This window comes from Pseudomonadota bacterium (assembly GCA_011049115.1).
In the GTDB taxonomy this organism is placed as follows: domain Bacteria; phylum Desulfobacterota; class Anaeroferrophillalia; order Anaeroferrophillales; family Tharpellaceae; genus DSCM01.
Window position 1 is genome coordinate 1 of sequence record DSCM01000140.1, and the last position, 24,400, is coordinate 24,400.

At 52.7% G+C, this 24,400-nt stretch carries 23 protein-coding genes and 1 other RNA gene; 13 read left to right on the forward strand and 11 right to left on the reverse strand.

The genetic code is table 11. The features are described 5' to 3' along the window. Positions 1-273 precede the first annotated feature (273 nt). Positions 274-1,281 (forward strand): DUF128 domain-containing protein, encoded by a 1,008-nt coding sequence (locus tag ENN66_12005; protein HDS17303.1) that lies wholly within the window; start codon positions 274-276, stop codon positions 1,279-1,281. 263 nt (positions 1,282-1,544) lie between these two features. Further along, positions 1,545-2,015 carry a universal stress protein gene (locus tag ENN66_12010; protein HDS17304.1) on the forward strand — a complete coding sequence of 157 codons (471 nt, stop codon included), beginning with the start codon at positions 1,545-1,547 and terminating at the stop codon, positions 2,013-2,015. Between the two features lie 19 nt (positions 2,016-2,034). Here the strand turns inward: ENN66_12010 and ENN66_12015 are convergent, their stop codons facing one another. The 9 genes from ENN66_12015 to ENN66_12055 all read right to left on the reverse strand — a co-directional run bounded on the left by ENN66_12015 (position 2,035) and on the right by ENN66_12055 (position 10,160). Next, the gene (locus ENN66_12015; protein HDS17305.1) at positions 2,035-2,823 is read right to left on the reverse strand and encodes a ketoacid-CoA transferase; all 789 of its coding nucleotides are present in this window, start codon (positions 2,821-2,823) and stop codon (positions 2,035-2,037) included. Positions 2,824-2,831: 8 nt separating this feature from the next. After that, positions 2,832-3,809: a CoA transferase subunit A gene (locus ENN66_12020; protein ID HDS17306.1), complete on the reverse strand. Its 978-nt coding sequence runs from the start codon at positions 3,807-3,809 to the stop codon at positions 2,832-2,834. Further along, positions 3,806-4,204: a hotdog fold thioesterase gene (locus tag ENN66_12025; protein ID HDS17307.1), complete on the reverse strand. Its 399-nt coding sequence runs from the start codon at positions 4,202-4,204 to the stop codon at positions 3,806-3,808. Before ENN66_12025 ends, ENN66_12020 begins: the two co-directional genes overlap by 4 nt. Before the next feature lie 43 nt (positions 4,205-4,247). Further along, on the reverse strand, positions 4,248-5,177 hold the full coding sequence (nadA, locus tag ENN66_12030) for a quinolinate synthase NadA (GenBank protein HDS17308.1): 930 nt from the start codon (positions 5,175-5,177) through the stop codon (positions 4,248-4,250). 90 nt (positions 5,178-5,267) lie between these two features. Beyond that, positions 5,268-6,080, reverse strand: coding sequence for a pyrroline-5-carboxylate reductase (proC, locus tag ENN66_12035; protein HDS17309.1), 813 nt, complete (start codon positions 6,078-6,080; stop codon positions 5,268-5,270). A gap of 242 nt (positions 6,081-6,322) precedes the next feature. Then, complete coding sequence (locus ENN66_12040; protein ID HDS17310.1) at positions 6,323-7,267, reverse strand: hypothetical protein; 945 nt, start codon at positions 7,265-7,267, stop codon at positions 6,323-6,325. Beyond that, the gene (locus ENN66_12045; protein ID HDS17311.1) at positions 7,264-7,854 is read right to left on the reverse strand and encodes an SIS domain-containing protein; all 591 of its coding nucleotides are present in this window, start codon (positions 7,852-7,854) and stop codon (positions 7,264-7,266) included. The genes ENN66_12040 and ENN66_12045 overlap by 4 nt, the downstream gene beginning before the upstream one ends. Positions 7,855-7,894: 40 nt before the next feature. Beyond that, positions 7,895-8,758 carry a futalosine synthase gene (locus tag ENN66_12050; GenBank protein ID HDS17312.1) on the reverse strand — a complete coding sequence of 288 codons (864 nt, stop codon included), beginning with the start codon at positions 8,756-8,758 and terminating at the stop codon, positions 7,895-7,897. 115 nt (positions 8,759-8,873) lie between these two features. Then, positions 8,874-10,160 (reverse strand): polynucleotide adenylyltransferase PcnB, encoded by a 1,287-nt coding sequence (locus ENN66_12055; protein HDS17313.1) that lies wholly within the window; start codon positions 10,158-10,160, stop codon positions 8,874-8,876. Between the two features lie 242 nt (positions 10,161-10,402). On the opposite strand from ENN66_12055, the gene ENN66_12060 reads away from it, so the two are divergent. The 11 genes from ENN66_12060 to ENN66_12110 all read left to right on the forward strand — a co-directional run bounded on the left by ENN66_12060 (position 10,403) and on the right by ENN66_12110 (position 20,517). Continuing rightward, complete coding sequence (locus ENN66_12060; GenBank protein HDS17314.1) at positions 10,403-11,197, forward strand: GGDEF domain-containing protein; 795 nt, start codon at positions 10,403-10,405, stop codon at positions 11,195-11,197. Further along, positions 11,169-12,749, forward strand: a complete 1,581-nt coding sequence (locus tag ENN66_12065) for a PAS domain-containing protein (protein ID HDS17315.1) — start codon at positions 11,169-11,171, stop codon at positions 12,747-12,749. Before ENN66_12060 ends, ENN66_12065 begins: the two co-directional genes overlap by 29 nt. A gap of 69 nt (positions 12,750-12,818) precedes the next feature. Continuing rightward, the gene (locus ENN66_12070; GenBank protein HDS17316.1) at positions 12,819-14,102 is read left to right on the forward strand and encodes a GGDEF domain-containing protein; all 1,284 of its coding nucleotides are present in this window, start codon (positions 12,819-12,821) and stop codon (positions 14,100-14,102) included. A 153-nt stretch (positions 14,103-14,255) separates the two neighbouring features. Beyond that, positions 14,256-15,230: a TIGR01212 family radical SAM protein gene (locus ENN66_12075; GenBank protein ID HDS17317.1), complete on the forward strand. Its 975-nt coding sequence runs from the start codon at positions 14,256-14,258 to the stop codon at positions 15,228-15,230. A 105-nt stretch (positions 15,231-15,335) separates the two neighbouring features. Next, positions 15,336-15,533, forward strand: a complete 198-nt coding sequence (locus ENN66_12080; protein HDS17318.1) for a hypothetical protein — start codon at positions 15,336-15,338, stop codon at positions 15,531-15,533. A 54-nt stretch (positions 15,534-15,587) separates the two neighbouring features. Continuing rightward, positions 15,588-15,872, forward strand: coding sequence for a hypothetical protein (locus ENN66_12085; protein ID HDS17319.1), 285 nt, complete (start codon positions 15,588-15,590; stop codon positions 15,870-15,872). Then, positions 15,862-16,158, forward strand: coding sequence for a cell division protein ZapA (locus ENN66_12090; GenBank protein HDS17320.1), 297 nt, complete (start codon positions 15,862-15,864; stop codon positions 16,156-16,158). The genes ENN66_12085 and ENN66_12090 overlap by 11 nt, the downstream gene beginning before the upstream one ends. Positions 16,159-16,210: 52 nt before the next feature. Then, positions 16,211-16,391, forward strand: a non-coding RNA gene (ssrS, locus tag ENN66_12095) — 6S RNA. A 1,014-nt stretch (positions 16,392-17,405) separates the two neighbouring features. Next, a complete protein-coding gene (rny, locus tag ENN66_12100) occupies positions 17,406-18,962 on the forward strand; it encodes a ribonuclease Y (GenBank protein HDS17321.1) in 1,557 nt (518 codons plus the stop codon). Between the two features lie 299 nt (positions 18,963-19,261). Next, entirely contained in the window at positions 19,262-20,047 is a 786-nt protein-coding gene (locus ENN66_12105; GenBank protein ID HDS17322.1) for a TIGR00282 family metallophosphoesterase, read from the forward strand. A gap of 176 nt (positions 20,048-20,223) precedes the next feature. Then, complete coding sequence (locus tag ENN66_12110) at positions 20,224-20,517, forward strand: hypothetical protein (protein HDS17323.1); 294 nt, start codon at positions 20,224-20,226, stop codon at positions 20,515-20,517. On the opposite strand, the gene ENN66_12115 is transcribed toward ENN66_12110, so the two are convergent. Together ENN66_12115 and ENN66_12120 are read right to left on the reverse strand one after the other, a co-directional pair. Then, entirely contained in the window at positions 20,507-22,657 is a 2,151-nt protein-coding gene (locus ENN66_12115) for a hypothetical protein (protein ID HDS17324.1), read from the reverse strand. The genes ENN66_12110 and ENN66_12115 overlap by 11 nt on opposite strands. Positions 22,658-22,725: 68 nt before the next feature. After that, complete coding sequence (locus tag ENN66_12120; GenBank protein ID HDS17325.1) at positions 22,726-23,886, reverse strand: hybrid sensor histidine kinase/response regulator; 1,161 nt, start codon at positions 23,884-23,886, stop codon at positions 22,726-22,728. Positions 23,887-24,400 lie beyond the last annotated feature (514 nt).

Here is a 24,400-nt window from a genome sequence, read left to right on the forward strand (position 1 = left end):
AAACTCGCCAAAGCCGAAAGCTAAAACGATGCTCTGACAGCGAGGCAGTTTTACAGGGTAGCTGCGCCCTAAATTTGAGAAAGAGCACCTAAAACGGTCTGGTAGAGTAAATTTTGAGCGCCGGGGCGCTTAAAATTGAAAAATCAAATACAAGGCCCGATACCAGACCTCGTTAAAACCGGGCTTTCTGGATGGAAACTAGATAGGATAAGTTTTAGGCTGAAAAGCACACGCTTTCTGTAAACAGAGGGGGAAACTTAAGCTTAATTTTAAATTCGAGTGGACTATGAATCGCAAAGAACAGGCCATTTAAGGATTCTCAAAGAGACCGACAGGCCGTCAAGTGGCCGCAGAATCGCGTCCGCCTTAAATCATGTCGGGCACGAGATCAGTGAACGCACCGTGCGTCTGTATCTGCATAAGATGGACGAAGCCGGTTTGACGGAAAACTTCGGCAAGCGTGGCCGCCGAATCAGTAATTTTGGTCGAGCTGAACTGGAGGTTACCGGGATTATCGAGAAGGTTGGTTTCCTCTCGGCCAAGATCGACCAGATGACCTACCGGATGAGTTATGATCTGGAGAGTGGTAACGGCACCGTGGTCGTCAATATCTCGCTGGTCAAACCGGAGCATCTGCTTATTTGCCTAGACGAGATTAGACAGGTTTTCGCCGAGGGCTTTTCCATGGGGGAAATGCTCTCCCTGCTCTATGCCGGAGAGCGGCTGGGGTCTGCGGTAATTCCTGAGGGTTATATCGGTTTCGCCACGGTTTGTTCGATTACCCTGAACGGGGTGTTGCTGCAGTATGGTATTCCGACCAATTCGCGTTTTGGTGGTCTGCTTGAGCTGCACGACAAAAAAGCGGTGCGTTTTGTCGAGATAATCAATTATAACGGTACCAGTCTTGATCCCCTGGAAGCTTTTATTCGAAGCGGAATGACCGACTATCGTGGCGCTATTTCCAGCGGCGACGGCAAAATCGGGGCCAGTTTTCGTGAGTTTCCGGCCGACAGCCGGGAGGATGTCGAAAAATTGGCGGAGCGCTTGAAAACCATCGGTCTGGGCGGCTTCATGGTGCTGGGTTGGCCCGGTCAGACCCTGCTTGATATTCCGGTCAATGAAGGCAGTTTCGGCGCGGTGGTCATCGGCGGTCTCAATCCGGCGGCCATTCTTGAGGAACGAGGTTTTCGCATCAATTCCCGAGCTCTGGCCGGTTTGCTTGATAGTCGGCGGCTCTTTAATTATCGCGAGCTTTCCGAACGTCTGCGCCATGGAAGCTGAGGGTTGCGAGCGGTAAAACTTGACAGCACCGGGTTAATCCGTTTAACTGGGGGTGAAAGGAAGCTTCGGTTGAGACGCGGTTAAGGTGGCGAAGATGCACGGTTTGATGGTTCTTCTCGATAGCTTCAGTGCCTTACAACGCACTTATTTGCGGGCGGATAAAGCCCGATTGTGCGGGGATGGTTTTCGCATCTGTCTGGTTATGAGGTTTGGTGCCGGCGGGTCCGGATGGTTGGCAGGACTATTTTACAAGGGAGGAAAAGATGCTGTTCAAAAAGGTCATGGCTTTAACCGACGGTTCAAGGAATAGTCGCAGCGCCCTGCGCTACGCAGTTGAAATCTGCCGCAATTTCAAGGCACCGCTTTATATTTTATCGGTAGTCGAGGATTTGCCTACGTATGTTAATATCGAGGTGGGCAGTGAATTCTTCAGTAAGGTGCAAGACAGCATTCAGGCCGAGGTGGAGAATTGCGCGGCTTATTGTAAAGCCTCCGGTATCTCCTGCCAGGGCGAGGTCAGGCACGGCGTACCTTACGAGGAAATTGTCAATTATGCCAAGGAGATAGGTGCTGGTCTGATTGTCATGGCCACGCATGGTCATACCGGGCTTTCGCATATTCTTCTCGGTAGTGTAGCCGAAAAGGTCATTCGCCATGCTCCCTGTCCGGTGCTGACGACCAGAATTGATGATCAGGATTGGGATATCACCGAAGCGGTTTCCGCCGAGGTCTGAAGCCGGGTTGTGTGGACGCTTAATCCAGAATCAGGCGTTGCGGGTCGCAGCGTTTGCGCAGGATGGAAAGTTCGGTTGGGGTGGGGGGCGCGAAGAGGGCCGAGGGTTCCGGCTCGAGGGTGAACCCGGTCTTATCCTGAACCATTTCCGGAGTGATGCCGGGATAAGCGGCGGCAAGGTACATGCGCTTGGTTTCAGGTTTGAAACGCATGATGCCGAGATCGGTGATAACCGCCGCCGGCCCGCTTCCGCCCAGACCAAGCCGGCTGCGACCCTCAGGGCCGTCGATCCAGCCCGGGCTGGTCAGATAATCGAGTTTTTCCACAAATTTACGCTTTTCGTGCTGCATGAAGATGATCGTCCGGTTGACGAAACTGGCGACATCGCAAGCCCCGCCGCTGCCGGAAAAACGAGTTCGCGGCTTCCGGTAGTCCCCAAGGCAGGTTGAATTGAGGTTGCCGTAAGGGTCGATCTGGGCGGCTCCGAGAATGCCGACCACCCGACGGCCGGTCAGGGGATTCTGCATGGTCGCGAAAGCCTCGGCCAGGCCGCCGTTACGGGATGCGGCAAACATCACCCGGGAGTCGGCCACGGCCAGCGGAACTTCTTCGAGAATGGCGTCGATGGCTCCGGTTTCAAAAAATATCGTGCTTTCCGGGGCGCTGATGTGCTTGGCCGCCATCGCCGCCAGCATCGCGATGCCGGTGCCGCAGAAAACGATTTCTCCGTTTCTGATTTCCCTGGCCGCCGCAATCGTCATCATTTCCTTGAGTGTATAGGGCGCGGAGCTGTTTTCTTTTTTCGGCATATTTTAACTCAACCGCGGCGCAGGCCTTCGGCATAACCGAGAGTCGGGTCGGCTTGCAGTGCTTCTCGTTGGTGGTTCGGAGTCAGCTGCAGGAAATCATCATGCCCGGTCGGAGTCATAATTTTTTCCTCAAGGTAGGCCTGATAAAGTTTCTCGTCCTCCGCCGCCCGCCGGTAGGCGTGAAGATAATCCGGATCATAGTCATAGACTCCGTAGCAGGCGGTGGGGTAGGCCCCCCAGGGGACCGGGACCACGGCGTCGACATGGAGAAAGGGCGGCTGATTACGTTCCGGTTCTTGTTTAAGATAATCCTCTTCGACCAGTTCCTCGCAGGTGACAATCAGATGGCGAGCGGCTTTGGCCTGCTCGATATCGGCAAAGGTCAGACCATGAATGCGGGCGTTGCCGCGGCGGTCGGCCTGCTGTACATGAATGATGGTGACCTCGGGATTGATTGCCGGTACCAGCACCAGCTTGGGACTTTCTCCCCAGTCGCCGAAAGGGTTGGCGATGGTGATGAGTTTGTCGTTCGGCAAGCGACTTTCGTTTTGGCGCAGTTTTCTGCTGAAGCCCCATTGTGTCAGCAGATCGCTGCCCAGCCCCGAGCGTGTCGGCAGAAAGGGCAGCCCCATGGCCCCCGCCAGAAAACGCAGAGTCATCTGATAGTTTGAGTAATCCTCGACCTCCAGCAGGCCGGCTTCAACGGCTTTACGAAAACGAATACAGGTTGGAGCGAAACGGCCGTTGCCGGCATAGGCGATTTCCAGGCGTCGCACACAACCGGCGCCGATCAGCTCATCGAGGCCTTGGCCGTTGGAGTGAGCGTAGAGATGCAAGCCTCTTTTTTTCTGCCGAATGATTTCGTAAACCGCAGCCATTGGATTGCGGTTAATCGTGAAGCCGCCGATGCTGATATGGCAGTCGTTCGGAACCAGCCGGGCGATGGCATGTTGAAGGGTTACGACCTTGTCTTGCCCGGTTTTCATGTTAAGGGGGTTTTTTTGCGATACACCGTGCCCTGAAAGACGGCGATCAGTTCCTGTTTTTCGTCCCGGATATCAATCTGGTAGGTCGCCAATTTGGGGTTGATCGCGACTTCGCGTCCTTCGGCGGTCAGGGTGCTGCCCTTGGTCGTGGCCTTGAGATAGGAGATGCTGGCGTTGACTCCGACCGCGACTGTGCCGTGTGAGTTGGAGGCCACGGCGAAAACCAGGTCGGCCAGGGTGAAAACGGCGCCGCCATGGGTGATGTTGACGCCGTTTAAATGGTGGTCGTTGACGGTCAACTCGGCTTTTGCGTAACCGGGACGAAGCTCCAGCAGTTTGATGTCGTTATGAGCGGCGAAACGGTCCTTCTTGAAAAATTCTCTGATTTCTTTCATAAACTTAACTTCTCTTTGATCATGGCGTTTGCCCCGTGGTTGTTTAATGGCGGGGAATGGCCAGCATCCTTTCTAGGGCCAGTCGCGCCCGGTTGGCAATGTTTTCGGCGACCGTGATGACCGGTTCCAGGCTTTTCAGGGTTTGGAGAATGTCGGCGGGAGTGATCATCTTCATGTCGGCGCAGATCATGTTGCCAGGGCTTACGGGGTAGAAGGTTTTATTCGGATAGGCCTGGCGCAGAGGATAAAGCATCCCTTCTTCCGTGGCCACGATAAAGCTGTCGGCGCTGGTCCCGCCGACAAAGTCCATCATGCCACCGGTGCTTAAAACGGCATCGGCCGGGTGCCTGACTTCGGGCCGGCATTCGGGATGGACCATGACCAGGGCCTCGGGGTGCGCGATTCTGGCTTTTTCGATGTCAGCGGCCCGAAGCGCGTCATGAATCGGGCATGCCCCGTCCCAGAGAAGCATCGGCCGACCGGTTTGTTCGATTACATAGGCTCCGAGGTTGCGGTCCGGAACAAAGATGATTTCTTGTTGCAAGGGGATTGATTTGATCACGTTGACGGCGTTGCCGGAGGTGCAGCAAATGTCGCTTTCGGCTTTGACTTCAGCCGAGGAATTGACGTAGGTGACAACCACGGCCTCGGGGTGTTGGGCCCGCATTTTTTTTAGAGCGGCGGCCTCAGCCATATCGGCAAGTCCGCAGCCGCACTCCAGGCGGGGCAGCAGAACCTTGCGATCAGGAGCGAGGATGGCCGCGCTTTCGGCCATGAAGCGGACACCGCAGAAGACGATCACGGGATGGTCGAGACCGGCCGCTTCAACACTTAACCCCAGGGAATCACCGGTAATGTCGGCGAGTTCCTGGATTTCGGCCGGTTCGTAGTTGTGGGCAAGAATGACGGCCTGGTGGTTTTTTTTTAGTTGTTGTATCTGTTCAATAATTTCCGGGTCAGATCTGCGGTTCATGGTTCTGCCTGCAAAGTTAGTTGAAGCTGATTTGTGTGAAAGCTTGCCGGCCCTGGTTTGGTGAAGGCGCTTTCTGGCCGGGGGCGGCAGTTAGCCGCCAAGTTCCTGTGAACGCCGGCAGGCACTTCGCAGGGCCTCGTTGAAAGCGTGCCGCAGGCCGTTCTTTTCGAGCTCGGCCAGCCCGGCGATGGTGGTGCCGCCGGGTGAGGTGACCATATCTTTGAGCTCCATGGGATGGAGCCCGCTTTGTTTGACCAGCTCGGTGGCGCCGAGCAGGGTTTCCAATACCAGTTTACGGGCCAGTTCGCGGCCCATACCGAGGCCGACGGCGGCATCCAGCAGGGCTTCGATGACCAGAAAAACATAGGCCGGTCCGCTACCGGAGACCGCCGTAACCATATCCATGGCGCTCTCCGGCACGAAAACCGTTTCTCCGAGGCAGGTGAAGATGGCGGCGGCTTTTTCCAGATGGTCGGGGCCGGCATGGCGGCCGGCGGCAATCGCCGAAATGCCGCGATTGATCAGCGCCGGAGTATTGGGCATGATGCGAATGGTTGGAATCGCCAAGGGCAGAGCCTGTTCCAGGCGGTGACAGGGGATTCCGGCGGCAATTGAGATCAGTAGTTTATCGGGATTAAGAGCGTTTTTGATTTCTGCCATGACCGGGTCGATAACCTGGGGTTTGACCGCCAGAACAATAATTGCATTATCTTTGGCTAGGGTCTGGTTGTCGGTTGCCATGCTGATTGATTTGAATTCTTCGGTCAGACGGTTGCGGCAGTCCGCGAGCGGATCCCAGATCGTTAGTCGGGGAACCTTTTGAACGCTGCTCAGACCTTTGATGAGGGCTCGGCCCATATTGCCGCAGCCGATAATGCCGATGTTCAGGGAGTTCAGATCCATTTTATTTCTTCCTGCTTTGAGTTTAGTGGCTTCGTAAGTACTCCACCGGCTTTATTCTTCTTCTCAACCTTTCCGGCCAAGACCGGACGAGCGTCACTGAGGTGTACTTCAATCTACGCCTCAGTCCACAGGTTTCGCGGGCGTCGCGCATTCGGAGCCCTTACTGTGCCATCCTGTTTTTTTGTAATTTATAAGCGTGGTTACGAACGCATCAAGCTTTGTCATCTTTTAACGGCCGTCGATCAATCTTCCAGCTGGGCCAGAATGCCGGCGCTGAGCAGGGGAAACATGATTTCGTGATGGCCGATCAGTTGATAGCCGTGACCGTGGCCTGCGGTCGGGCGCTTGACGACATTCTGCAGAGGCCGATAGTGCTGGTTGAAGTCCATGTTGACCGTGGTCAGGTTGTTGAGCGGGTGCCCCAGGTTACGGACCAGGGAAATCGCTTTCAAAAAGACCTCGGGCAGGATGACGGCCGAACCCAGGTTGATGTAAACTCCATCCTCAAGTTTACTGACAAGGGCGCAGAAGGAGTCAAAATCGCGCAGGCTGCAGCGTCCGATCGCGGCTCCGTCGGCGGCCGCATGCATATGAATGATATCGGTGCCGAGGGCGACGTGAACGCTGACCGGTATCTTGAGCCGATAGGCGCGGCCGAGGAGGCTGGCTTCGCGGTGCGGCAGTTTTTCTTCCCAGATGAAACGGCCGATGGCCGTGCCGAGGCCGAGTCCGTCGCGATCACCCAGGAGAATGGCCCGGTTGAGTTGCTCCCCGGTTTCCTGGGCCATGCCGAAGTCACCGCCGCCGATGCCGTCGGCGACTTCTTCCGAGGTATGTCCGGCCCAGGCCAACTCGAAATCATGAATAATACCGGCGCCGTTCAGGGCTATTCCGGTGATGACTTTTTTCTCCATCAGCTGAATCAATAACGGAGTCAGACCAACCTTGATAACGTGGGCTCCCATGCCAAGCAATACCGGGCGGTTGCGGCGATGGGCCGTGACGATGGCCTGGATGACGGTTTTCAGGTCGTCGGCGGCGAGAAAGCCAGGGAGCTTGTCGAGCAGGCCGGCAATGTTTTCGTTCTTGCTCAGAGGCCGGGCAAAACGGCTAAGGTTGACCTTGCTCGGTCGTGAGGCCAGAGGGTAGGTTTTGAGTTTTCTTTTATCCAGCCGGAGTTTGCTCATGGTCGGTAGATTTCCTCCTCGATCAGGCCGCAGAGAAGATGGCCGAGCAGCAGATGGAGTTCCTGAATCCGGGCGGTATTCTGCGCGGGAACCACCAGGGCCAGGTCGCATAGTTCAAGACAGCGACCACCATCGCGACCGAGCAGGCCAATGGTGTTCAGTTTCAGCTCGCGGGCCTTTTTCAGGCCCCTGACAATGTTTTCCGAGGTTCCGCTGGTGCTTAAGGCCACGGCAATATCGCCGGGACGACCGAGGCCTTCAAGCTGCCGAACAAAAAGGTCGGCGAAGGAATAGTCATTGCCGATTGCGGTGGTGACCGCCGAATCCGAGGTCAGGGCGAGAGCAGCCAGGGGTTTGCGGTCAAAACGGAACCGGTTGATCAGCTCCGCCGCCAGGTGCTGGGCCTGAGTGGCGCTGCCGCCGTTGCCGAAAAAGAGAATCTTATGGTCATGGCGCAGGGCTTTGCAGCAGCAGGCCACGGCTTTTTCCAGGGTCGGGCCGCAGGTTTCGCAAACCTTCACGGTGGTTTCCTGAAGCTCTGCCGCGGCTTCATATAATGGGGTAAATATGGGGGAGGCGATTTGCATGGCTTATTCTCTATCTTATTGAAGGGTTGATTGCAAGAGACTATTTTCTGAAAGCGTCCGGAAAAAAACTGAGCTGTGGAATTTTTTCAATCAGCCCCAGTTCCCGGGCATGATTGAAAAAACAATCAAGCCCGGCCAGGGCCTTTTCATCGAGTCGATAGAAGATGGCTTTTTGCCAGTAATCGAGCAGCTGTTTTGTGCTGAGTTCGTTGCCGTGGCTTCCTCTTTTCAACGTTGTCTCAGCCAGTGCGTTAAGCCGGTCCGGCAGACGATCCATAATTTCAAGTAATTTTCGGTGGAGTCGGGCGATCACCGCCCGTTGTCGCTCAAGAACTGAGCTGCGACCGATCCAGAGAGCGTAGACAAAAGGTAAGTTGGTGAAGCTGTGCCAGAGGCGCCCGAGGTCATAAATCTGATAACCGGCGGGAGGATGGTGATAAAGGGTCAGAGCCTGGTCGCCGATAACCAGAAATGACTCTTGGGGGCTGTCGGCGGAAAATTCCTGAGTTCTGAAGGTGATGGTTTTCGGGTCGAGTCGGTAGAAATGAAACAGAATGATTTTGAGCAGAAAAACCGAGGTCAGGGAGTGTCCGGTCAGCGCAATTTCGCCGCCTTCCAGTTGCCGGGGTGGACGGCGGCTGACCAGCAGGACGCTACGCACTTCGTCGCGGGAGATGATAGCCAGATCCGCCAGAATGAAGAATTTTTTTTCTTCGGCGGTGGCCAGCAGCATCGAAGAAGAGGGGCTCAGATCAAGACTGCCGTCTTTCAGAGCACGATTGAGGTCGGCCGGGTGGCCGGGTATCAGGGTAATGTCCGCCAGTGCCCGGTCATGTTCCAGCATTTCGTATAGCGGTCGGCAGTTGAGATAGTCGATGCGCCCGAGGTTGAGATGGCTGGTCATCGGTGTTTTTTCCCGAGAAACTCCGTTGCGGGAGAGGGTGATTTTCGATTTGAATTGATGACTTCAGAAAAACACACCGTGTTCCAGGTGGCAGCGGAGAGGTGGGTTGTCATCATCAGAAGTCGTCTGAAAAAAGTTTTTCATAGTCCAGTCCCATGGCTCCGGAATGCTGGTTCAGGCGGCCGCTTTGCTGACGCCAGAAGGAGGTATGATCCGGGCAGACGGATCCGTTTAGTCTGCAGGCGGCGAACAGAAAAAGAGCGCTGAAAAAATGTTCCCTTTTCAGGAGTTGATTAATCCTTTTATCACCACGGCCCAGTCGGTAAAGCAGGCCGATGGTTTCTTTGACGGCATGGCGTTGAAAACGAGGCAGGTTGAAAGCCTGATTGAGGCTCTCCAGGGTTTCCTCGACCTTGGCGGCGACTAGGTTGAGACGAGCTTCCGCGGTCAGGGGATACAAGTCCAGGACGACCGGCAGCACCAGGATGCTCAGGATAATCTTTTCCAGGAATGATTCATTGTCGTTCGCCGGGAAAAAACTCTCGGCCCGGCGCAGAAGTGGGAGCGCAACCGCGACTTGAGCCGCGACCTGGGGAGGCAGCCAGTGCTGGTTGACGGCGTAGTCCGCGCCCAGAGCCAGCAGGGCCGAGGTGGTTTTTTTGGTGTAAAGTCCTTTTAACTCCTCACGCAGACGGCTGGCGGGAACCTCGGCCAGAGACGGCGCCAGCGTGCGTAGCCCGAAGGCGGTGTTTTCTTCAATGGAAAACTTGAGCCGGCAGGCAAATTCGAGAGCCCGCAGAATGCGAACCGGATCTTCGGCAAAACGGATTTCCGGATCACCGATGATCCGGATGGTTTTTTCCTGAAGGTCACGCAGGCCGTTAACATGATCAATCACCGAGAAGTCAGCGATATTGTAGAAAAGAGCATTGATGGTAAAATCCCGGCGGCGGGCATCTTCCGCCGGTGAGCCGAAAAGATTGTTGGCGAGCTCCGGTTTCTCCTGAATCAGTTTTTGCTCATTCTCCTCTTCGGTGAAAGGCCGGCGAAAGGTCGCGACTTCAAATATTTGTCCGGCGTTTTGCGAACGGCCGTGAAAAAAAACATGCACCAGACGAAAGCGGCGACCGATAATCCGGGAGTTGCGAAACAATCGTTTGAGTTGTTTGGGGCTGGCGTCGGTGACGATGTCGAAATCGGCCGGTTGCTCGCCCAACAACATATCGCGGACGGCGCCGCCGGCAAGATAAGCGGTAAAGCCGCTATTTCTCAGACGGTAAAGAATCTTCAAAGCGTTGCCATCTATGTTTTTGCGGGAGATGGGATGTTTGGCGCGGTCAATGATAAACGGACTGTCTTTGTCCGGATAACCTTCTGGATTAATGTTTGCTTTGCCGGTCATGAATGATTTTGTCGTCGTCCTGGCGTGGTTGAATTTTCACTGTAATTCCTGCCTGACACCTGCACAAGGCCTGAGATGCTCGCGCGGTTCAGTCTGCTGGCTTTCGTAAACGTAAAATAAGACCCGGCGTTATCCCGGCGCAAAGGACAGGTTCGAAACTGAAACGAAACCTTTTTTACGAAGCCTTTACTTTTACAGGTTGAGTTTTTGCTCCTCATACAGTATTGTCAGAGGGCTGGTAAGTGGTGAGCGGCTATAGCAGTTTAGGCCTCGAAGGTAAAGTTTTTTATGAATTTGTTCAGAGGTCGCCTGATTTGGAAACTAAAGCCTGGAAAAATCCTGACCGGAACCGGCTTGAGCGGGAGTTGATACAGGCCCGGCTTGAAATTAATATCCTGAAAACTCAGCTCGAGGCGGTTCTGACCGATCCGGCCGGTCGGAGTGCGGCGGAGATTTTGCGGGAGGCCGCTTTTCAGCAGGCGGTTCTGATTGCCGAGCTGCGCGAGAAGGAAGAGCTTCTGCGTAACCTGGTGATTACCGACGGGCTTACCGGACTTTACAACCACCGCTATTTCCAGCAGCGTCTCAAGGAGGAATTCGAGCGGCTTAAGCGTTATTCCGGAGTCTCTTCCGTAATCATGATTGATATTGATAATTTTAAATTCTACAATGATACCCATGGTCACCCGGCCGGGGATAAGGTTCTGAAAACGGTCGCCGATTTACTCAGGCACAAAGCCAGACACAGTGATATCGTGGCCCGTTACGGGGGAGAGGAGTTTGCGGTTCTCTGTCATGGCGGGTTGGATGAGACCGTCAAAGTGGCGGAACGTTTTCGCCGGGAAATCGAAATTGCCGTGATCCCGGGACAGGAAAGACAGCCTTTGCTGGATGGTCAGACGCACGGTAGTTTGACCATCTGTCTTGGGGTGGCGGCTTACGAAACGGCTATGACTGAGCCGGGAGAGCTTGTGGAAAAGGCCGATATGAAACTTTATCAGGCAAAAAATGCGGGGAGAAACCGGGTTGTTTACTGACTTTCTTTCCTATTTAAAAACTTCATGGTTTGTGCGTTTTCTGGTTTTCCTCAGCCTGAGCGCGGTCTTGCTGCTGGTTTTTTTCCCTGGGTATCCGGCGGTTCTTGTCTTTTCGGTGGTCGTCCACGGTTTTGTGGCTCTGGCTATAGTCTGGTTTGGCTTTCGGGTGATTCGGCCGGTGCAGTTGAGTATGGATCAGCTTTTTGGCTTGCTTGAGAGAGGTTTGGCCGGGGAGCGCAGAGAGTCGCCTCCCAGTTCCGGGATCAGAATGGGACGCTACCGGGAATTGTTGAAAAGGGCCACAAACTTGTTTCGCGAGCAATACGATGAATTATTGAACCGCAGCAAACAATTGGAAAACTTTGCCGGGGTGCTGGAGAAACAGAATCTAAAACTCAGTGAAAGTCGGCAGCGCTATCGGCGGACCATGGACGCCTTGGATAACGGTATTTATTTGGTTGACGAAGATTATGTGGTTCGGGCTATCAATCGGGCTGAAGCCGCTTATTATGGCAGCGAACCGAAACAAATCGTGGGCCGGCGTTGCTATGAAATTTTTCGGCAGCGGCAAAGGCCCTGTCCCGATTGCCTGCCGCGCGAATGTATGGCCGATGGCCAGGTCCGTAACCGTTTACGGGTCGAAAGCCGACGAGCCGGCCGCGGCTATGTCAATATTTTCTGCTACCCGATTTTCCATGAGGGGGAAACGCGAAGCCATGAGGCGGTCGTCTATATTCAGGATACCAGCCCCTTGGTCATGATGGAAGACCAGGTGGTCAGAGCCGAGAAAATGGCCAGCATCGGGCAGATGGCGGCCGGCATCGCGCATGATCTGAATAACTATCTTGCCGGTATCTACGGAGTCGTACAAATTCTTGAGCTGCGCTTTGAAAACGCTCCGGCCGGACGGGAAAAGGATCTGCATCTGCTCGGTCGACTGAAGGAACAGGTTGAAGCCCTGAATCTGATGGCCGGAAACCTGATGGTTTTTTCTCATCCTGAGCGCAAGGAGTTGTTTCCGCTCTCCCTTAATCAGGTGATAGAAGACGCGCTTTCGTTCAGTCGTTATGAACTTGAACGGGAACAGGTCCGGGTCGTGAAGAAACTTCAGCCGGATCTTCCCCTGGCCCGCATGGAAAAAGGCCAGATTCAGCAGGTTTTTCTGAACTTGATGCTCAACGCCGCCCAGGCGATCAGGGAGCGGAAGAAAAACGAAGGGGCTGATTATTCAGGTGTGATTGAGGTCGTCACCGGGGCTGAGGATGAGGCCAGGGTCTTTTTTTCGATTTCCGATAACGGTGGCGGAATCAGTCGGGAGTGTCGGGATCATCTTTTTGATCCTTTTTTCTCGACTAAAGAGGTCAGTGTTGAGCGTGGGGCGACCGGACTCGGGCTGTTTACGGCCCGGACCGTTATGGAACAGCATCAGGGAGAGATCAGTTTCAGCAGTGAAATAAACCAAGGCAGCACTTTCAAGGTAGTGCTGCCTTGGTGCCAGGAATCCGGGGTCTGTTTTCCCTTGTCTGCCGGTGGGCCGACAAAGCTTGCTTGATATATTAATAAGCACCAATATCAATAAATATCCATATCATTAAACCTCTCACGTTTACTCAGGTTGCCTATGGACCTTGACATGATTCGGGAATACAGGGAACTTTCTCTTTTTCTGTTGAAAACCCTGCAGACTTCGTTGGCCGGAGATCAGGGAGCGAGCCGGGTTATGGGCTCTCTCTTTGATTCTTTGCAGGGTGCGGGCAGCGCCGTGCAGATCAAGCATATCCATAAGCAGGTTAAGAGCCAACTGCTGAAGGAAGAACCTTTGGATGGGAGCTTGCTCCTGAAAAAGATGGAGGGATTGAAAAGCGATCTGCTGACCCAGTCCAGGGTTGAGAATGATTTGCGTCAGCTGCTCGATGATTTCAAGGCCCTGGTGAAGATGGCTTTACATCAGATTGAAATTCTGTCCCTGCATGATCAGACCAGTTCCGAACTTTTCGTGCAGTGTCGGGAAGAACTCATGGACGTTTCCGACCCGCCGGCCATGCAGCGTTATATCGCTAAATTCAAACGTCTTTTTTCACTGAACATACTGATCGATGACGAGACCGGTCGTGAACGAGATGAACTGAAAAAGATTATTTCCATTCTCGCGGAGTCGATTTCCGGCCTGTTGAAGAACAGTGGTGATTTTGACAGTGGCCTGGAAGAATGCATCAGCCGGATCAAAAAGGCTCGGAACCTGCGTGAAGTCATGGAGGTTCGTGAACTACTGCTTCAAGAGACGCAGAAGCTGCAGCTTCGGGCCCGGCGCATGGTTGATGATATGCGGCTGGCTCGCGAGCAGGTTGACGATGCCAATCTTAAAGTGGAAAACCTGAAGAAACAGATGGAGAAGGTTAAGCAGGAGATAGTTATTGATCCTCTGACCCGCGCATACAACCGGCGGGCCTATGATGAAAAGCTCAAGCACGAGGTCATGAGCTACAAACGTTATGGGCGACCGACTTCAATGCTGCTGCTTGATATAGATCATTTCAAGCAGGTGAATGATACCTATGGTCACCGCACCGGAGACGGGGTGCTGCGGATTTTGTGTGAATTGATGAGTAAGGAAATTCGTGAGATTGATGTGCTGGCGCGCTACGGTGGTGAAGAGTTTGCCCTGATTTTGCCGCATACGCCTTACGAATCCGCCCTGGAGGTGGCGGAAAGAATTCGTCGGAAAGTGCAGGCCAGCCGGTTCACGTTCAAAGGCAAGCCTTTTGCGGTGACGATCAGCCTTGGTGTAGGCAGTTTACGGGAGGGTGATACTTTGGAAAGTTATGTTGAGAAGGTCGATCAGGCGCTTTATCGGGCCAAAAATCGTGGTCGGAATCAGGTGGCTGGCGCCGATGAACCAGTTTAGTGTCTTACAGGTTATTTTCTTGTTTTTTTTCAACATTTTTCCAACCGCAAAAACAAGAAAATGTTCTGATAAGAGCACTTATTTGCGGGCTGTGAAGACCCCTTTGGGTTGCGGGGCTCGCTCCCGCATTAGCTGTTGCTTAGAGGGCAAGTCATGAATTTGGCGCCGCGCCGTTCCGGAACCTTTCGGCGTCATCCTCTCTGGGTTATGGGCAAGCCTTATTATGACCTTAAAAGTTATTATCATAACCGCTTTGCCGAACGGGTCTATAAGCTTCAGATCGATGCCGGGTTCACCTGCCCAAACCGGGATGGCAGTCGGGGGGTTGGGGGATGTTCTTATTGTGATGGTCGGGGTTCGGCCCTGCGTCGCCTGGGGAACTTACCAACGGTAGGCGTGCAGTTGGAGGAAGGTAAGAAACTTTATCGTCGGCTGCGTCAGGCCCGGCGTTTTGTTGCCTATTTTCAGACCTGCACCAACACTTACGGGGAATTGAGCCGGCTGCGGGCTCTCTACGATGAGGCTCTGGCGGTGCCTGGTGTGGTGGGGCTGGCGGTCGGCACCAGACCGGATGCGATGAGCCCGGAGGTGGTAGAACTGCTTTCCGGTTATGCCGCAGAGTATGATGTCTGGCTTGAATATGGTTTACAGTCGATGCACGCTGAAAGCCTGCGGCGCATCAATCGCGGGCATACGCTGGAGGATTTTAACGATGCGGTCGCGATGCTGACCGGCAGCCGGGTCAAACTGTGTGTGCATGTCATTATCGGTCTGCCCGGGGAAACCCGGGAAATGGTTTATCAGACCGCCGAATTTCTGGCCGGTCTCCCCTTTCTACATGGGATCAAGATTCACTCGCTGTTGCTTCTTGATGGAACTCCGCTCTATGCTGAATATCAGAAAACTCCCTTTCCGCTGCTGAGTCGGGAAGTCTATGTTGAGCTGGTGGCCGGTTTTCTGGAGCGGCTGCCGCCAGAAATCGTTGTGCAGCGCCTTACGGCGGAGGGTTATCGGGATATTTTTATCGCTCCGGACTGGGCTCGTAATAAATTGCAGGTGCTTCAGCATCTGGACCTCTTGCAAAGGGAGCGGGATAGTTATCAGGGTAAATTGTGGACGCTTGGTTGATAATTGAGCTGGTTTTTTCTGCCGGGACGGTTTTCCTCCGAAAAAACATTGACAGCTGAAATGAGCGTATGATACCTTTTATTAAAGCAGGATTAAAGGCAGTTTATGGTCGAGTTGGAAGAGGCGTCGGAGAAAGTCGGATACCGGGTCGGGGAACAACCCAAACGTTATGGCTGCCGCGATTATGCGCTGGAAATGCAGCTGATGCAGCTTCAAAGGGGGCTCCCGCGGGCAACCGCTGCGCATGAAAGACGCAGAATCGAAGCACGAATTGCGGAAATCGAGGAGTTGCTCGGTTTGTGAAGGTCGACCATGAAGAAGAGAAGGCAACCTTAAGCGACATTGAGAATCAGGTTCATGGATTACAGTCTTGAAAGTTTTAGCTTGCTGGAAAAGAAAACCTTGGCTCTGGCTCGCGGTTATCAAGCGCTGGTCGAAGAACGCGATCGTTTACGCCAGGAGCTTGAGAAACAGGCCCGTTCTCTGGTTGAAATGGAAGCCAGAATAAGTCGTCAGGTCGGTCTCTTCTCAGAAGTTGACGAGCGTATGGGTGAGCTTTTACGGCAAATTGATAACTGCCTGCCGCAAAATGATGAGGCGATGGGTAGCGAACAGATTCTACCCGGATTGAATGGTGGCTGAAAACCGAAGTGTGGTTGTGACTATTCGGGGGCGTAAGTATCCCTTGCGTACCGACGCTGACACTCAGCGGGTTCAGCAGGTCGCTGACCTGGTTAACCTTAAGCTGGACGAACTTGATCGCCAGAGCAGTATTAAACGATATATCGGCAGCAACGATATCGGGTTGGTGATACTGGCGCTGTTGAATCTGGCGGATGAATGTCTTGTGCATAAGGATAAACTTGACAAAATAAAGGAGAGGTCGGAGTATTTACTGGCGGAAATCAAGGGTTGCTCCGGCCTGTGAAATTATATTTTCGCCGAACAAAAGCTTGATTCATATCAACATATGGGGATTTGCTCCCCTGAGTTATACGTGATAAGTGATCATTTTTTTGAGCCAACACCTTTTAACTTATAGAGTGACAGCTTAAATCCGGTGTGAATCGTTCTCTAGGGGATAATCCTAAAGGATTTATGGTCACTGATATTAAGATTTAAGGTTCAAAGAAAGCACCTACACGGTAATCCGGGGGGGACTGACGGAGATGCCTCCACAAGAGGCATCTCCGGAAAGTACGCTGTCAGAGCTGGTTTGGTTTGCGGTCTGATAGTTGTGAGGCTTATGGAGTAAGTCGCGGGATAAAGGAGAAACCGGAGGTCTACCGTTCTGGTTTTAATCTGTGCCCGATTGTAATAAGAAGATTTCGTAAGCATTGTAATTTTGAGGTGCCGGCGTATAAGGTTCAGGTGCGGTAATGCTTGGGCTTGCTTTTTCATCGCCACCCGGGTTCCGGGGCTTACGGTGTGAAAAGGTCTCAGGGCGACGAAGCGGTGGACTCCTTGCGAGATTGTCTGTTTATAAAGAGAGAGATGAAGGACCGTTCGGCTCGTGTCGGATGCGTATGTATAAAGAGTCTGTTTTCTCGGTTGCTGGTCTGGGATGGGATTTCAGGGGAATGCGGTTTTTATAAAAAGTTTATTTGTTTATGAAGACTTTTTAGATGCCGTTTGGGTCGTTTTCGGAAGCTGGAAAATAGTTTTCGGGCAGTTTCCGGTGGTCGGCCGGCCTGGATTTCTTGCTGGCGCCGCCCGGTTTTTAAAGGGGTGGGAAACTGTTATTAGAATAGGTTTTGGGGTTGAGGAAACAAACGGATCTTTGTTCCGCCTCAGCCCGAGACAGGCGAAAGACTGCAGTTGGGCAGGTTTCTTGTCTGCCCCTCATTCTTGAGCCCTCTCTCATCATATCTTCTCTCTTCTCTCTTAAGCATTGCCGCTCGAAGTTGTAGCCGTTTTTTTCTGTTTTAAAAATGTTTATCAGTTCAACAAGGTCAATTCAGGTTTCGCTGGTTGCAGCGGATCGTTGGCGTCGGGTTTCGGATTTTGCAAAAACCGGCCTTAACTTTGCGGCTGCCGCGAAAATAGTATTTTGACGTTTATCGCAAGACAGGATACGGGAGCCGGGATTTTCAGCCAGCGCTTTGATCTTGTCCGTTCCGGGCGCGTCTGAAAAACTTAAATTTTCAAGGCAGCTCTCACAAGGAGTTCCAATTCATGGAAATATCGATATTTGTCAGTATTCTAATAGCCGTGGTGGCGATGTTGGCAGGTTGTCTGCTTTATCGTAAGTTCACCGAAAAGAACCATGATGTCTCGCGCAAGGAAGCTGAGATGTTGTTGACCGAGGCGCGCAAGGAGGCTGATCTTGTCCTGAAGGAGGCCACTCTTCAGGCTAAAGATGTGGTGCTCAGGGCGAAGTTGGATTTTGAAAACGATATGTCGGAAAGGCGCAAGGAAGCTCAGGTACTGGAAAAACGTCTGCTTTCCAAGGAGGAGAGTCAGGAGCGCCGGGCGGATAATCTTGATAAAAAAGAGAGCGAACTTGCCCGTCGTGACCAGAGCTTGACGCAGCGTGAAAAAAATATTCAGGTCAAGGAAAATGAAGTTCAGGAAGTCCTGCAGGAGGAGCGCTCGAAACTTGAAATGATAGCCGGTCTGACCCAGACTGACGCCAAAGATATGCTGATAAAAATGATGGAGGATGAAGCCAAGCACGAGTCGGCGAAAAGAGTTAAGCAGATTGAAGATGAGGCCCGGGAAACCGCGGAAAAGAAAGCCGTGAAGATCATCGCTCAGGCCGTGCAGCGCTACGCCGGTGATTATGCTACGGAAAGGACGGTTTCGGTTGTCAGCTTGCCGGGAGATGAAATGAAAGGGCGCATTATTGGCCGTGAAGGGAGAAATATCCGGGCCATTGAAGCGGCAACCGGGGTTGACTTGATTATTGACGACACTCCTGAAGCCGTGATTATTTCCTCCTTTGATCCGGTGCGTCGAGCGGTTGCTAAAAATGCCCTGGAAAGACTGATCGGTGATGGGCGGATTCACCCGGCCAGGATTGAAGAAATTGTCAATAAGGTGCAAGGAGAAATTGATCAGACTATTAAGGAGGCTGGAGAAAAGGCGATTTTTGATCTCGGTATGCATGGTATGAATCTTGAGTTGGTCAAGATGATTGGTCGTTTGAAATATAGAACCAGTTACACTCAGAATATTTATGAACATTCTCTTGAAGTCGCGTTTATTTGCGGCATGATGGCGGATGAATTGCGCTTGCCCAACAAAATGGCCAGACGCGCCGGTTTGTTGCATGATATCGGCAAGGCGGTTGATCATGAGATAGAGGGGTCGCATGCGGTTATCGGGGCGGATTTTGCCCGTCGTTACGGTGAGGCTCCGGAGATCGTTCAGGCCATTGAGGCGCACCATGGTGATGTCGAGGTTAAAAGCCCTCTGGATGTCCTGGTGCAGGCGGCGGACGCGCTTTCGGGAGCTCGCCCCGGGGCTCGTAAAGAGATGCTTGACGCCTATATCAAACGCCTTGAGGCCCTCGAGGAAATTGGTAATTCATTCAAGGGGGTTGAAAAAACCTTCGCCATTCAGGCTGGTCGCGATGTTCGGGTGATGGTTAACCATGCCGATATCAGTGACGAGGGCGCCGTTGTTCTCTCTCGTGATATCGCTGCGAAAATTGAGAAGGAATTAACCTATCCCGGCCAGATCAGGGTAACCGTCATTCGGGAAACCCGGGCTTTCGGCATCGCCAAATAAAAAAACAGTTCAGGGCTCAAATCGCGGAACTTGTGCCCTCGCGCTCAGACAAGCGCAATCTCATGGGGCTGAATTGATAACCGAGAGGATGTTCCGCTGGGAAACGCGACGAAATCACTCACGTTGTCGCGGAAAGCCCGGAGCCCTCTCGAAGTTGCAGGTTGGCCGAATGGCGCCTTCAGTCAGCTTTCGCCGTCACCCATTAGACCCTCGGCCGGGATCGTGGTTAGGCGAACGGGTGAAACGATCACGGTCTTTTAAGCTGTTTAATGTAGGGGTAATATGGATTTGAACAATTGATTAATCTGCTTTTCATCGGTGATATTATTGGTCGCACAGGGCGTCAGGCCGTGGCTTCTCTGCTGCCTGGGCTTAAACAGAAGTATCATCTTGATATGGTGATTGCCAATGGTGAAAACGCCGCCGGTGGCTTTGGTCTGACTCCGAAAATCGCAGATGAACTTTTTTCCTTGGGTATTAATGTGATCACGACGGGTAATCATATCTGGGATCAAAAGGAGATTGAAGATTATCTCAGACAGAATTCACGGCTTCTGCGCCCGGCTAATTTCCCGGTGGGTGATCTGGGGCGTGGATCGGTTGTGGTCAGTCCGGAAAATCAGCCTCAGGTTCGGGTTGGAGTTTTGAATCTGGCGGGGCGGATATTTCTCGGCCCCGCCGATTGTCCGTTCCGCTGCGCCCGGGAAGAGGTGGCTAAACTGCGCCGGGAGAGTTCGATTGTGGTGCTGGATTTTCATGCCGAGGCCACTTCGGAAAAAACGGCTCTGGGTCTTTATCTGGATGGGCAGGTTTCGTTATTTGTCGGCACGCATACGCATGTACAGACGGCTGATGAAAGAATTTTCCCGAAGGGGAGTGGCTATATCAGTGATGTCGGCATGGTTGGAGGGCGTAACTCCGTGATCGGAATGAAATCCGATCGGGTTATCGAGAAGTTCCTTGATGGCAGACCGCAGCGTTACGAGGTTGAAAAAAAAGAAATCTGGTTCTGCGCCTTGCTGGCTGAACTGGATGAGGTCGACGGTCGAGCCAGGCGGCTTCAGCGTTTGCAAATTCCGGCCTGATCGGTTATAAAAAAAGAACGACTTTTGAGTCGTTCTTTTTTTATGGGCATTCCACCAGCTGGCAGCTGAGTTCGGGCGAGAGCGGATTTCCCGCCCGCTGGGGGTTTCCCAGGGCAATTCGCACCTGATTGCGGCGTGAGGTTTTGATTATGCGAGTGGGAGATTTACAGCCAATCATGTTGCAGGCCGATAGTGTCGGTAAGGTGCAACAGCAGGGTGCGCATGGCGCTGAGACCGAACAGGGGAAGTTGGCGAAACAATTTCAGGCGGAGAACCGGGAGCAGGAAAAGAAGGTCCAGGCGTTGGCCGACAGTGATACGGTTATGATTCGGGATCAAGAGGCCCGCCGGGAGCGCCAGGAAGACTCGAATCCTGAAGGCGAACCGGAATCAGAAAGCCAGGAGACGTCTTCCGAAAAACTCGAACCACAACTGAAAATCACGGGAAGACATATCGATATCAAAGCGTGAGGTTGGTTTTGGCTGCCGTCCGAGTCTCATCGAGCAACTTTTTCAGGCGCAGGTAATAAGCTCTTTTCTCCGCTCTCAGCTGGGGCCCGTCGGCGGGCTGCTGATCACGGCTGGGTTGCAGAGTCATTTCGCAACTGAGCAAGAGGTCGGAGAAGAAGTTGCTGACCAGTAAACGGCAGCTTTCCAGGTGGGGGCGCAACAGGGCATACTTGATCTGTTCGCTGTAGTTACTGAGCTGGCGGGGCAGGTCTTGAATCAGCTTTCTTTTTAGTCTCCTGCCATATTCTTCTCCCAGGGGGCGCCGTCTGCGAAAAAATGTCGCTTTCCTGCCCCAGAGCAGAAACAGTTCCTGTATCTTTTCAATCAACTCGAAACGTTCCTCGGCTTTACTGCTGAAGGTGAATTCCGGCAATGTACCTTCAATTTTCAAAGGAAGCGGCAGCTCCTGGAGCTCGGTGTCCTGGTCGTCGACAAAATTACTGCTGATGATAAATAGCGGGATACTGCCGTCAATGAACTGCTGTTTGATCTCCTGATGCAGCCTCTGTAAAAAATTTAAACTCGCAAGCATGACCTGTTCCCTGAGCTTGGGGAGCATCGTGAGTTTGAAGTGATTGTCGATGATTCTGATCGGGGCCATGGGGTTGCGGTTTTTGTCGGGTATCAGGTCCAGCGGTACCTGATAGTTTTCCAGCAGTTGCCGAAGCTGGTGGTGGAGTCCATTTTCGTTTCGATTTTCAAGCCAGTGGTTGATTCGAAAAAAGGCGGATTTCTCGATTTTCTGACTGAGTCCGGTGGTAATCCGTTCGCTTTCCTGAAGCACCTTGTCGAGTTGCTTTCTTTTGTGTGTTTGTTTTTCCTGTTCACTCAGCAGGAGTTGTTCCTCTTGCGAAAGAAGACTCAGCTGGCTGCTGATCAGCCGCTCGAGGTGGTTGTGAATCTGTTGCAGTCGGCTTTCGCTGTGGTGAAAGAGAGCTTTTGCCGCGTCGCTTTTACCCAGAGTGCTCAGACGGGCCAGGAAAAGGTCCGCACCTTGAGATGAAAAAGCCAGCTTTTCCTTTTCCGCTCGCCACCTTTCAAGTCTTTGGCGTAAGGGGGCGGCTAATTTTTCGTAGATATGGGGTTTTGACCAGAGCAGGGCGAGGCTGGAAAAAGCGTAGATCTCCTGGGTGAAACCAAGCTCCCGCAGCTCCTGGCGGCAGCGTTCAAGCATGGTTTCGAGTTCATTCAGGTCCGGATGTTCATCAAGGTCGAGATTGATGATAAACAACAGGCGTTCTTCAAGGCCCATCGTGCGCAGATGTTCCAGGAGCTGATAATCGGCCTGACGCAGGCCCATCCGACTGCTGATGATGTAGGCCAGGACCGGACTTTCAGCCAGCTGTTGAATGATAATCGCCTGATGGCTCTGGTTTGGGGTGTCCAGTCCGGGCAGGTCGCGCAGGGCCAGATAGGGGGGCAGGTGCTGAATCGGGGTTGTCAGGCTGATATCGACTAGATAGGGTGAAAGGGACTCATCCCTGATAAAATCGCGATAGTTTGAACCTTCGGAGATGATCGTTAAATCCAGGTTCGCATTCTGATAATAAGTCTGGACTTGTTCTGCGCCACTGAGCAGGTTGCGCAGCAGACGGTATGACTCGTTGAAAATACCGTGTCTGGTCAAGGTGCCCTCTTGTTGGAACTCGTCCAGGAGCTCGCTGACTCGGGCCCGGTCAGATTCCCGGAAAGGTGAAAAATCTTTTCTTTCCGGAAGATCACGGAAGAGCAGGGTGGCGGCGGTCGTGAAAAGCTGCGTAATGAGTTCTTGGGGTTGCAGCCTGATTCTGGCGGAAAAGGTCTTGCCGGCTCGTACGGTGGTGGGAAAACTTGTGGTGATGCCGGCTCCGGTAGGCAGCAGCTCCGCGCCGGCCAAGGTGTTGATGAGGGTGCTTTTGCCGGATTTAACCGGGCCGATACAGGTTAACGGAAGGATGAAGTCTGAACGCAGAACCTTCAGGTTTTCGAGGCTCTGGCGCCAGCGTTCGAGATGGTCGTGATTCTGGGGTTGATCAGCTGTAAGTTCGTCGAGCAAGAGTTCGAGATTCTTTGCTCTTGCGGCAAAACTGGTCGGTGTTTCAGTGGAACTGTCTGAGGTCATGGAAGTCTCAAGGTATTCAAGGTGGTTCCGGCAATCTGAGGGCTTGCCAGGCTTATTCTCTGGGACTTTTAGGATTTTTGTTTTTCCGGCAGGACAAGATAGAAACTGCTGCCCTGGTCAACAATCGAGCTGGCCCTGATCGAGCCCTGATGCTGTTCTGCAATTCTGCGGCAGATTGCCAGCCCAATGCCGGTGCCGGGCAGCTTTTTCCCCTGATCCAGACGTTGGAACATGGCGAAAATCTTTTCCTGATCGCGATTGTCAAAGCCCAAGCCGTTATCATGAATGACGATTTCCCATTTTTTTTCTTCCGTTCCGTTGGACGCAAAAAGGGGCGTGGCGCTGATTGAAATCAGCGGGGGCCTGTTCTCAGAACGATATTTAAGCGCGTTGCTGAACAGATTTCTGAAAAGCTGTTCCATTAATATCGGGTCGGCTTCAAGCGTTGGGAGTTCGCCGATCTCAATCCGGGCTTCAACTTTATCGAGTTCGATTTCGAGATCCTTGACGATGTTTTCAATCAACGCGCCGAGCGGAACCGAGGTGAACGGTTCTTTGGTGGTTGTGATGCGGGCGTAGTAGAGCAGGCCGTCGATAAGTTGTTGCATATGGCTCGCGGAATGGTTTATGCGGCGCAGATACTCATGGCCTTTCTCTCCCAGCTGGTCGCCGCATTTTTTCTCCAGACGCTGAGCGAAAGCCTGAATTAGATTGAGAGGTTCTTTCAGGTCATGAGAGACAATGTAGGCAAAGGCCTCGAGATCATGATTGCTTTTTGCCAGATTGAAGGCGTACTCAAGCAAATCCTTTTCCGCGTTCCGGTGGGCCAGCAGCAGTTTGAGACGCTGCTCCAGAACCGCCCAGTTGACCGGTTTGGTAATGTATTCTTCAGCTCCGCTCGTGAACGCCCTGGAAACCGAATCCGCATCTTCCAGGCCGGTTACCATAATGATTGGAATATCATTTAACGCGGAATTTTCTTTTATCTTGCGGCAGGTCTGAAAACCATCAAGGCCGGGCATGGTCGCATCCATCATGATGATGTCCGGTTTTCTCTGCTGACAGAGAATCAGAGCGGCTGCGCCATTGTCTGCGGTCTGAACCTGGTAGCCCTGTTTTTTGAGAAAGCGTGAGAAGCTTTCAAGGGTGAAAGGGTCATCGTCAACCGCCATAATAAGGGCCGGATGGCGGTTCTTGGCATTTGTTCGCTCGGCGGATGGCGTCGGCATGGTGATCACTCCTTTCTGAGAACATGGTCTGGGATTGAACGAAAACCAGTTGGACAGGCTCCGGAGAAAATTTCTCTTTCCGAATGTCCTCCCGCCGTTTGTGCAAAAGATAGTCTTCTGATCATGCCGCCAGCCGGCTTTTTCCGGCCGATCGTAGCGCGGGAGAAAATTTTAGCTGGATCGTCAGGATCTGAACCCAGGGTCGGAACTCCTGGTGATTATGTCATAAAGGGTCGATTTGATGCAAGGTATAATTAATTATTGCTTAATGGGGATCATCTTGTTTAACCCCGCTTCCCGGGAATTATGACGATGAAAACGACATAAGCTGCTGAATATTAAAAGAATAAGCGCAATTTCTCTTGCAATATACCTCGTTATGCGCTATAGTGTTATAACGATGAAACGGAGGAGTTGCCCATGGCTGCCATTGTGTATCAGACGAACAAGAAAACCGGTTTCACTTACGCTTATGAGTCGATCTCCTACTGGGATAAAGAAAAAAAGCAGTCCC

Bases quoted from the DNA above. Each gene is read 5' to 3' on its own strand.
- ENN66_12050 (HDS17312.1), bottom strand. From the start codon at position 8,758: ATGACCAGCCATCTCAACCTCGGGCGCATCGACTATCTCAACTGCCGA.
- nadA (HDS17308.1), bottom strand. From the start codon at position 5,177: ATGAACCGCAGATCTGACCCGGAAATTATTGAACAGATACAACAACTA.
- ENN66_12120 (HDS17325.1), bottom strand. From the start codon at position 23,886: ATGCCGACGCCATCCGCCGAGCGAACAAATGCCAAGAACCGCCATCCG.
- ENN66_12085 (HDS17319.1), top strand. From the start codon at position 15,588: ATGGATTACAGTCTTGAAAGTTTTAGCTTGCTGGAAAAGAAAACCTTG.
- rny (HDS17321.1), top strand. From the start codon at position 17,406: ATGGAAATATCGATATTTGTCAGTATTCTAATAGCCGTGGTGGCGATG.
- ENN66_12040 (HDS17310.1), bottom strand. From the start codon at position 7,267: ATGAGCAAACTCCGGCTGGATAAAAGAAAACTCAAAACCTACCCTCTG.
- ENN66_12065 (HDS17315.1), top strand. From the start codon at position 11,169: ATGCGGGGAGAAACCGGGTTGTTTACTGACTTTCTTTCCTATTTAAAA.
- ENN66_12045 (HDS17311.1), bottom strand. From the start codon at position 7,854: ATGCAAATCGCCTCCCCCATATTTACCCCATTATATGAAGCCGCGGCA.
- ENN66_12055 (HDS17313.1), bottom strand. From the start codon at position 10,160: ATGACCGGCAAAGCAAACATTAATCCAGAAGGTTATCCGGACAAAGAC.
- ENN66_12080 (HDS17318.1), top strand. From the start codon at position 15,336: ATGGTCGAGTTGGAAGAGGCGTCGGAGAAAGTCGGATACCGGGTCGGG.
- ENN66_12020 (HDS17306.1), bottom strand. From the start codon at position 3,809: ATGAAAACCGGGCAAGACAAGGTCGTAACCCTTCAACATGCCATCGCC.
- ENN66_12015 (HDS17305.1), bottom strand. From the start codon at position 2,823: ATGCCGAAAAAAGAAAACAGCTCCGCGCCCTATACACTCAAGGAAATG.
- ENN66_12010 (HDS17304.1), top strand. From the start codon at position 1,545: ATGCTGTTCAAAAAGGTCATGGCTTTAACCGACGGTTCAAGGAATAGT.
- ENN66_12025 (HDS17307.1), bottom strand. From the start codon at position 4,204: ATGAAAGAAATCAGAGAATTTTTCAAGAAGGACCGTTTCGCCGCTCAT.
- ENN66_12110 (HDS17323.1), top strand. From the start codon at position 20,224: ATGTTGCAGGCCGATAGTGTCGGTAAGGTGCAACAGCAGGGTGCGCAT.
- ENN66_12090 (HDS17320.1), top strand. From the start codon at position 15,862: ATGGTGGCTGAAAACCGAAGTGTGGTTGTGACTATTCGGGGGCGTAAG.
- ENN66_12115 (HDS17324.1), bottom strand. From the start codon at position 22,657: ATGACCTCAGACAGTTCCACTGAAACACCGACCAGTTTTGCCGCAAGA.
- proC (HDS17309.1), bottom strand. From the start codon at position 6,080: ATGGATCTGAACTCCCTGAACATCGGCATTATCGGCTGCGGCAATATG.
- ENN66_12070 (HDS17316.1), top strand. From the start codon at position 12,819: ATGGACCTTGACATGATTCGGGAATACAGGGAACTTTCTCTTTTTCTG.
- ENN66_12075 (HDS17317.1), top strand. From the start codon at position 14,256: ATGAATTTGGCGCCGCGCCGTTCCGGAACCTTTCGGCGTCATCCTCTC.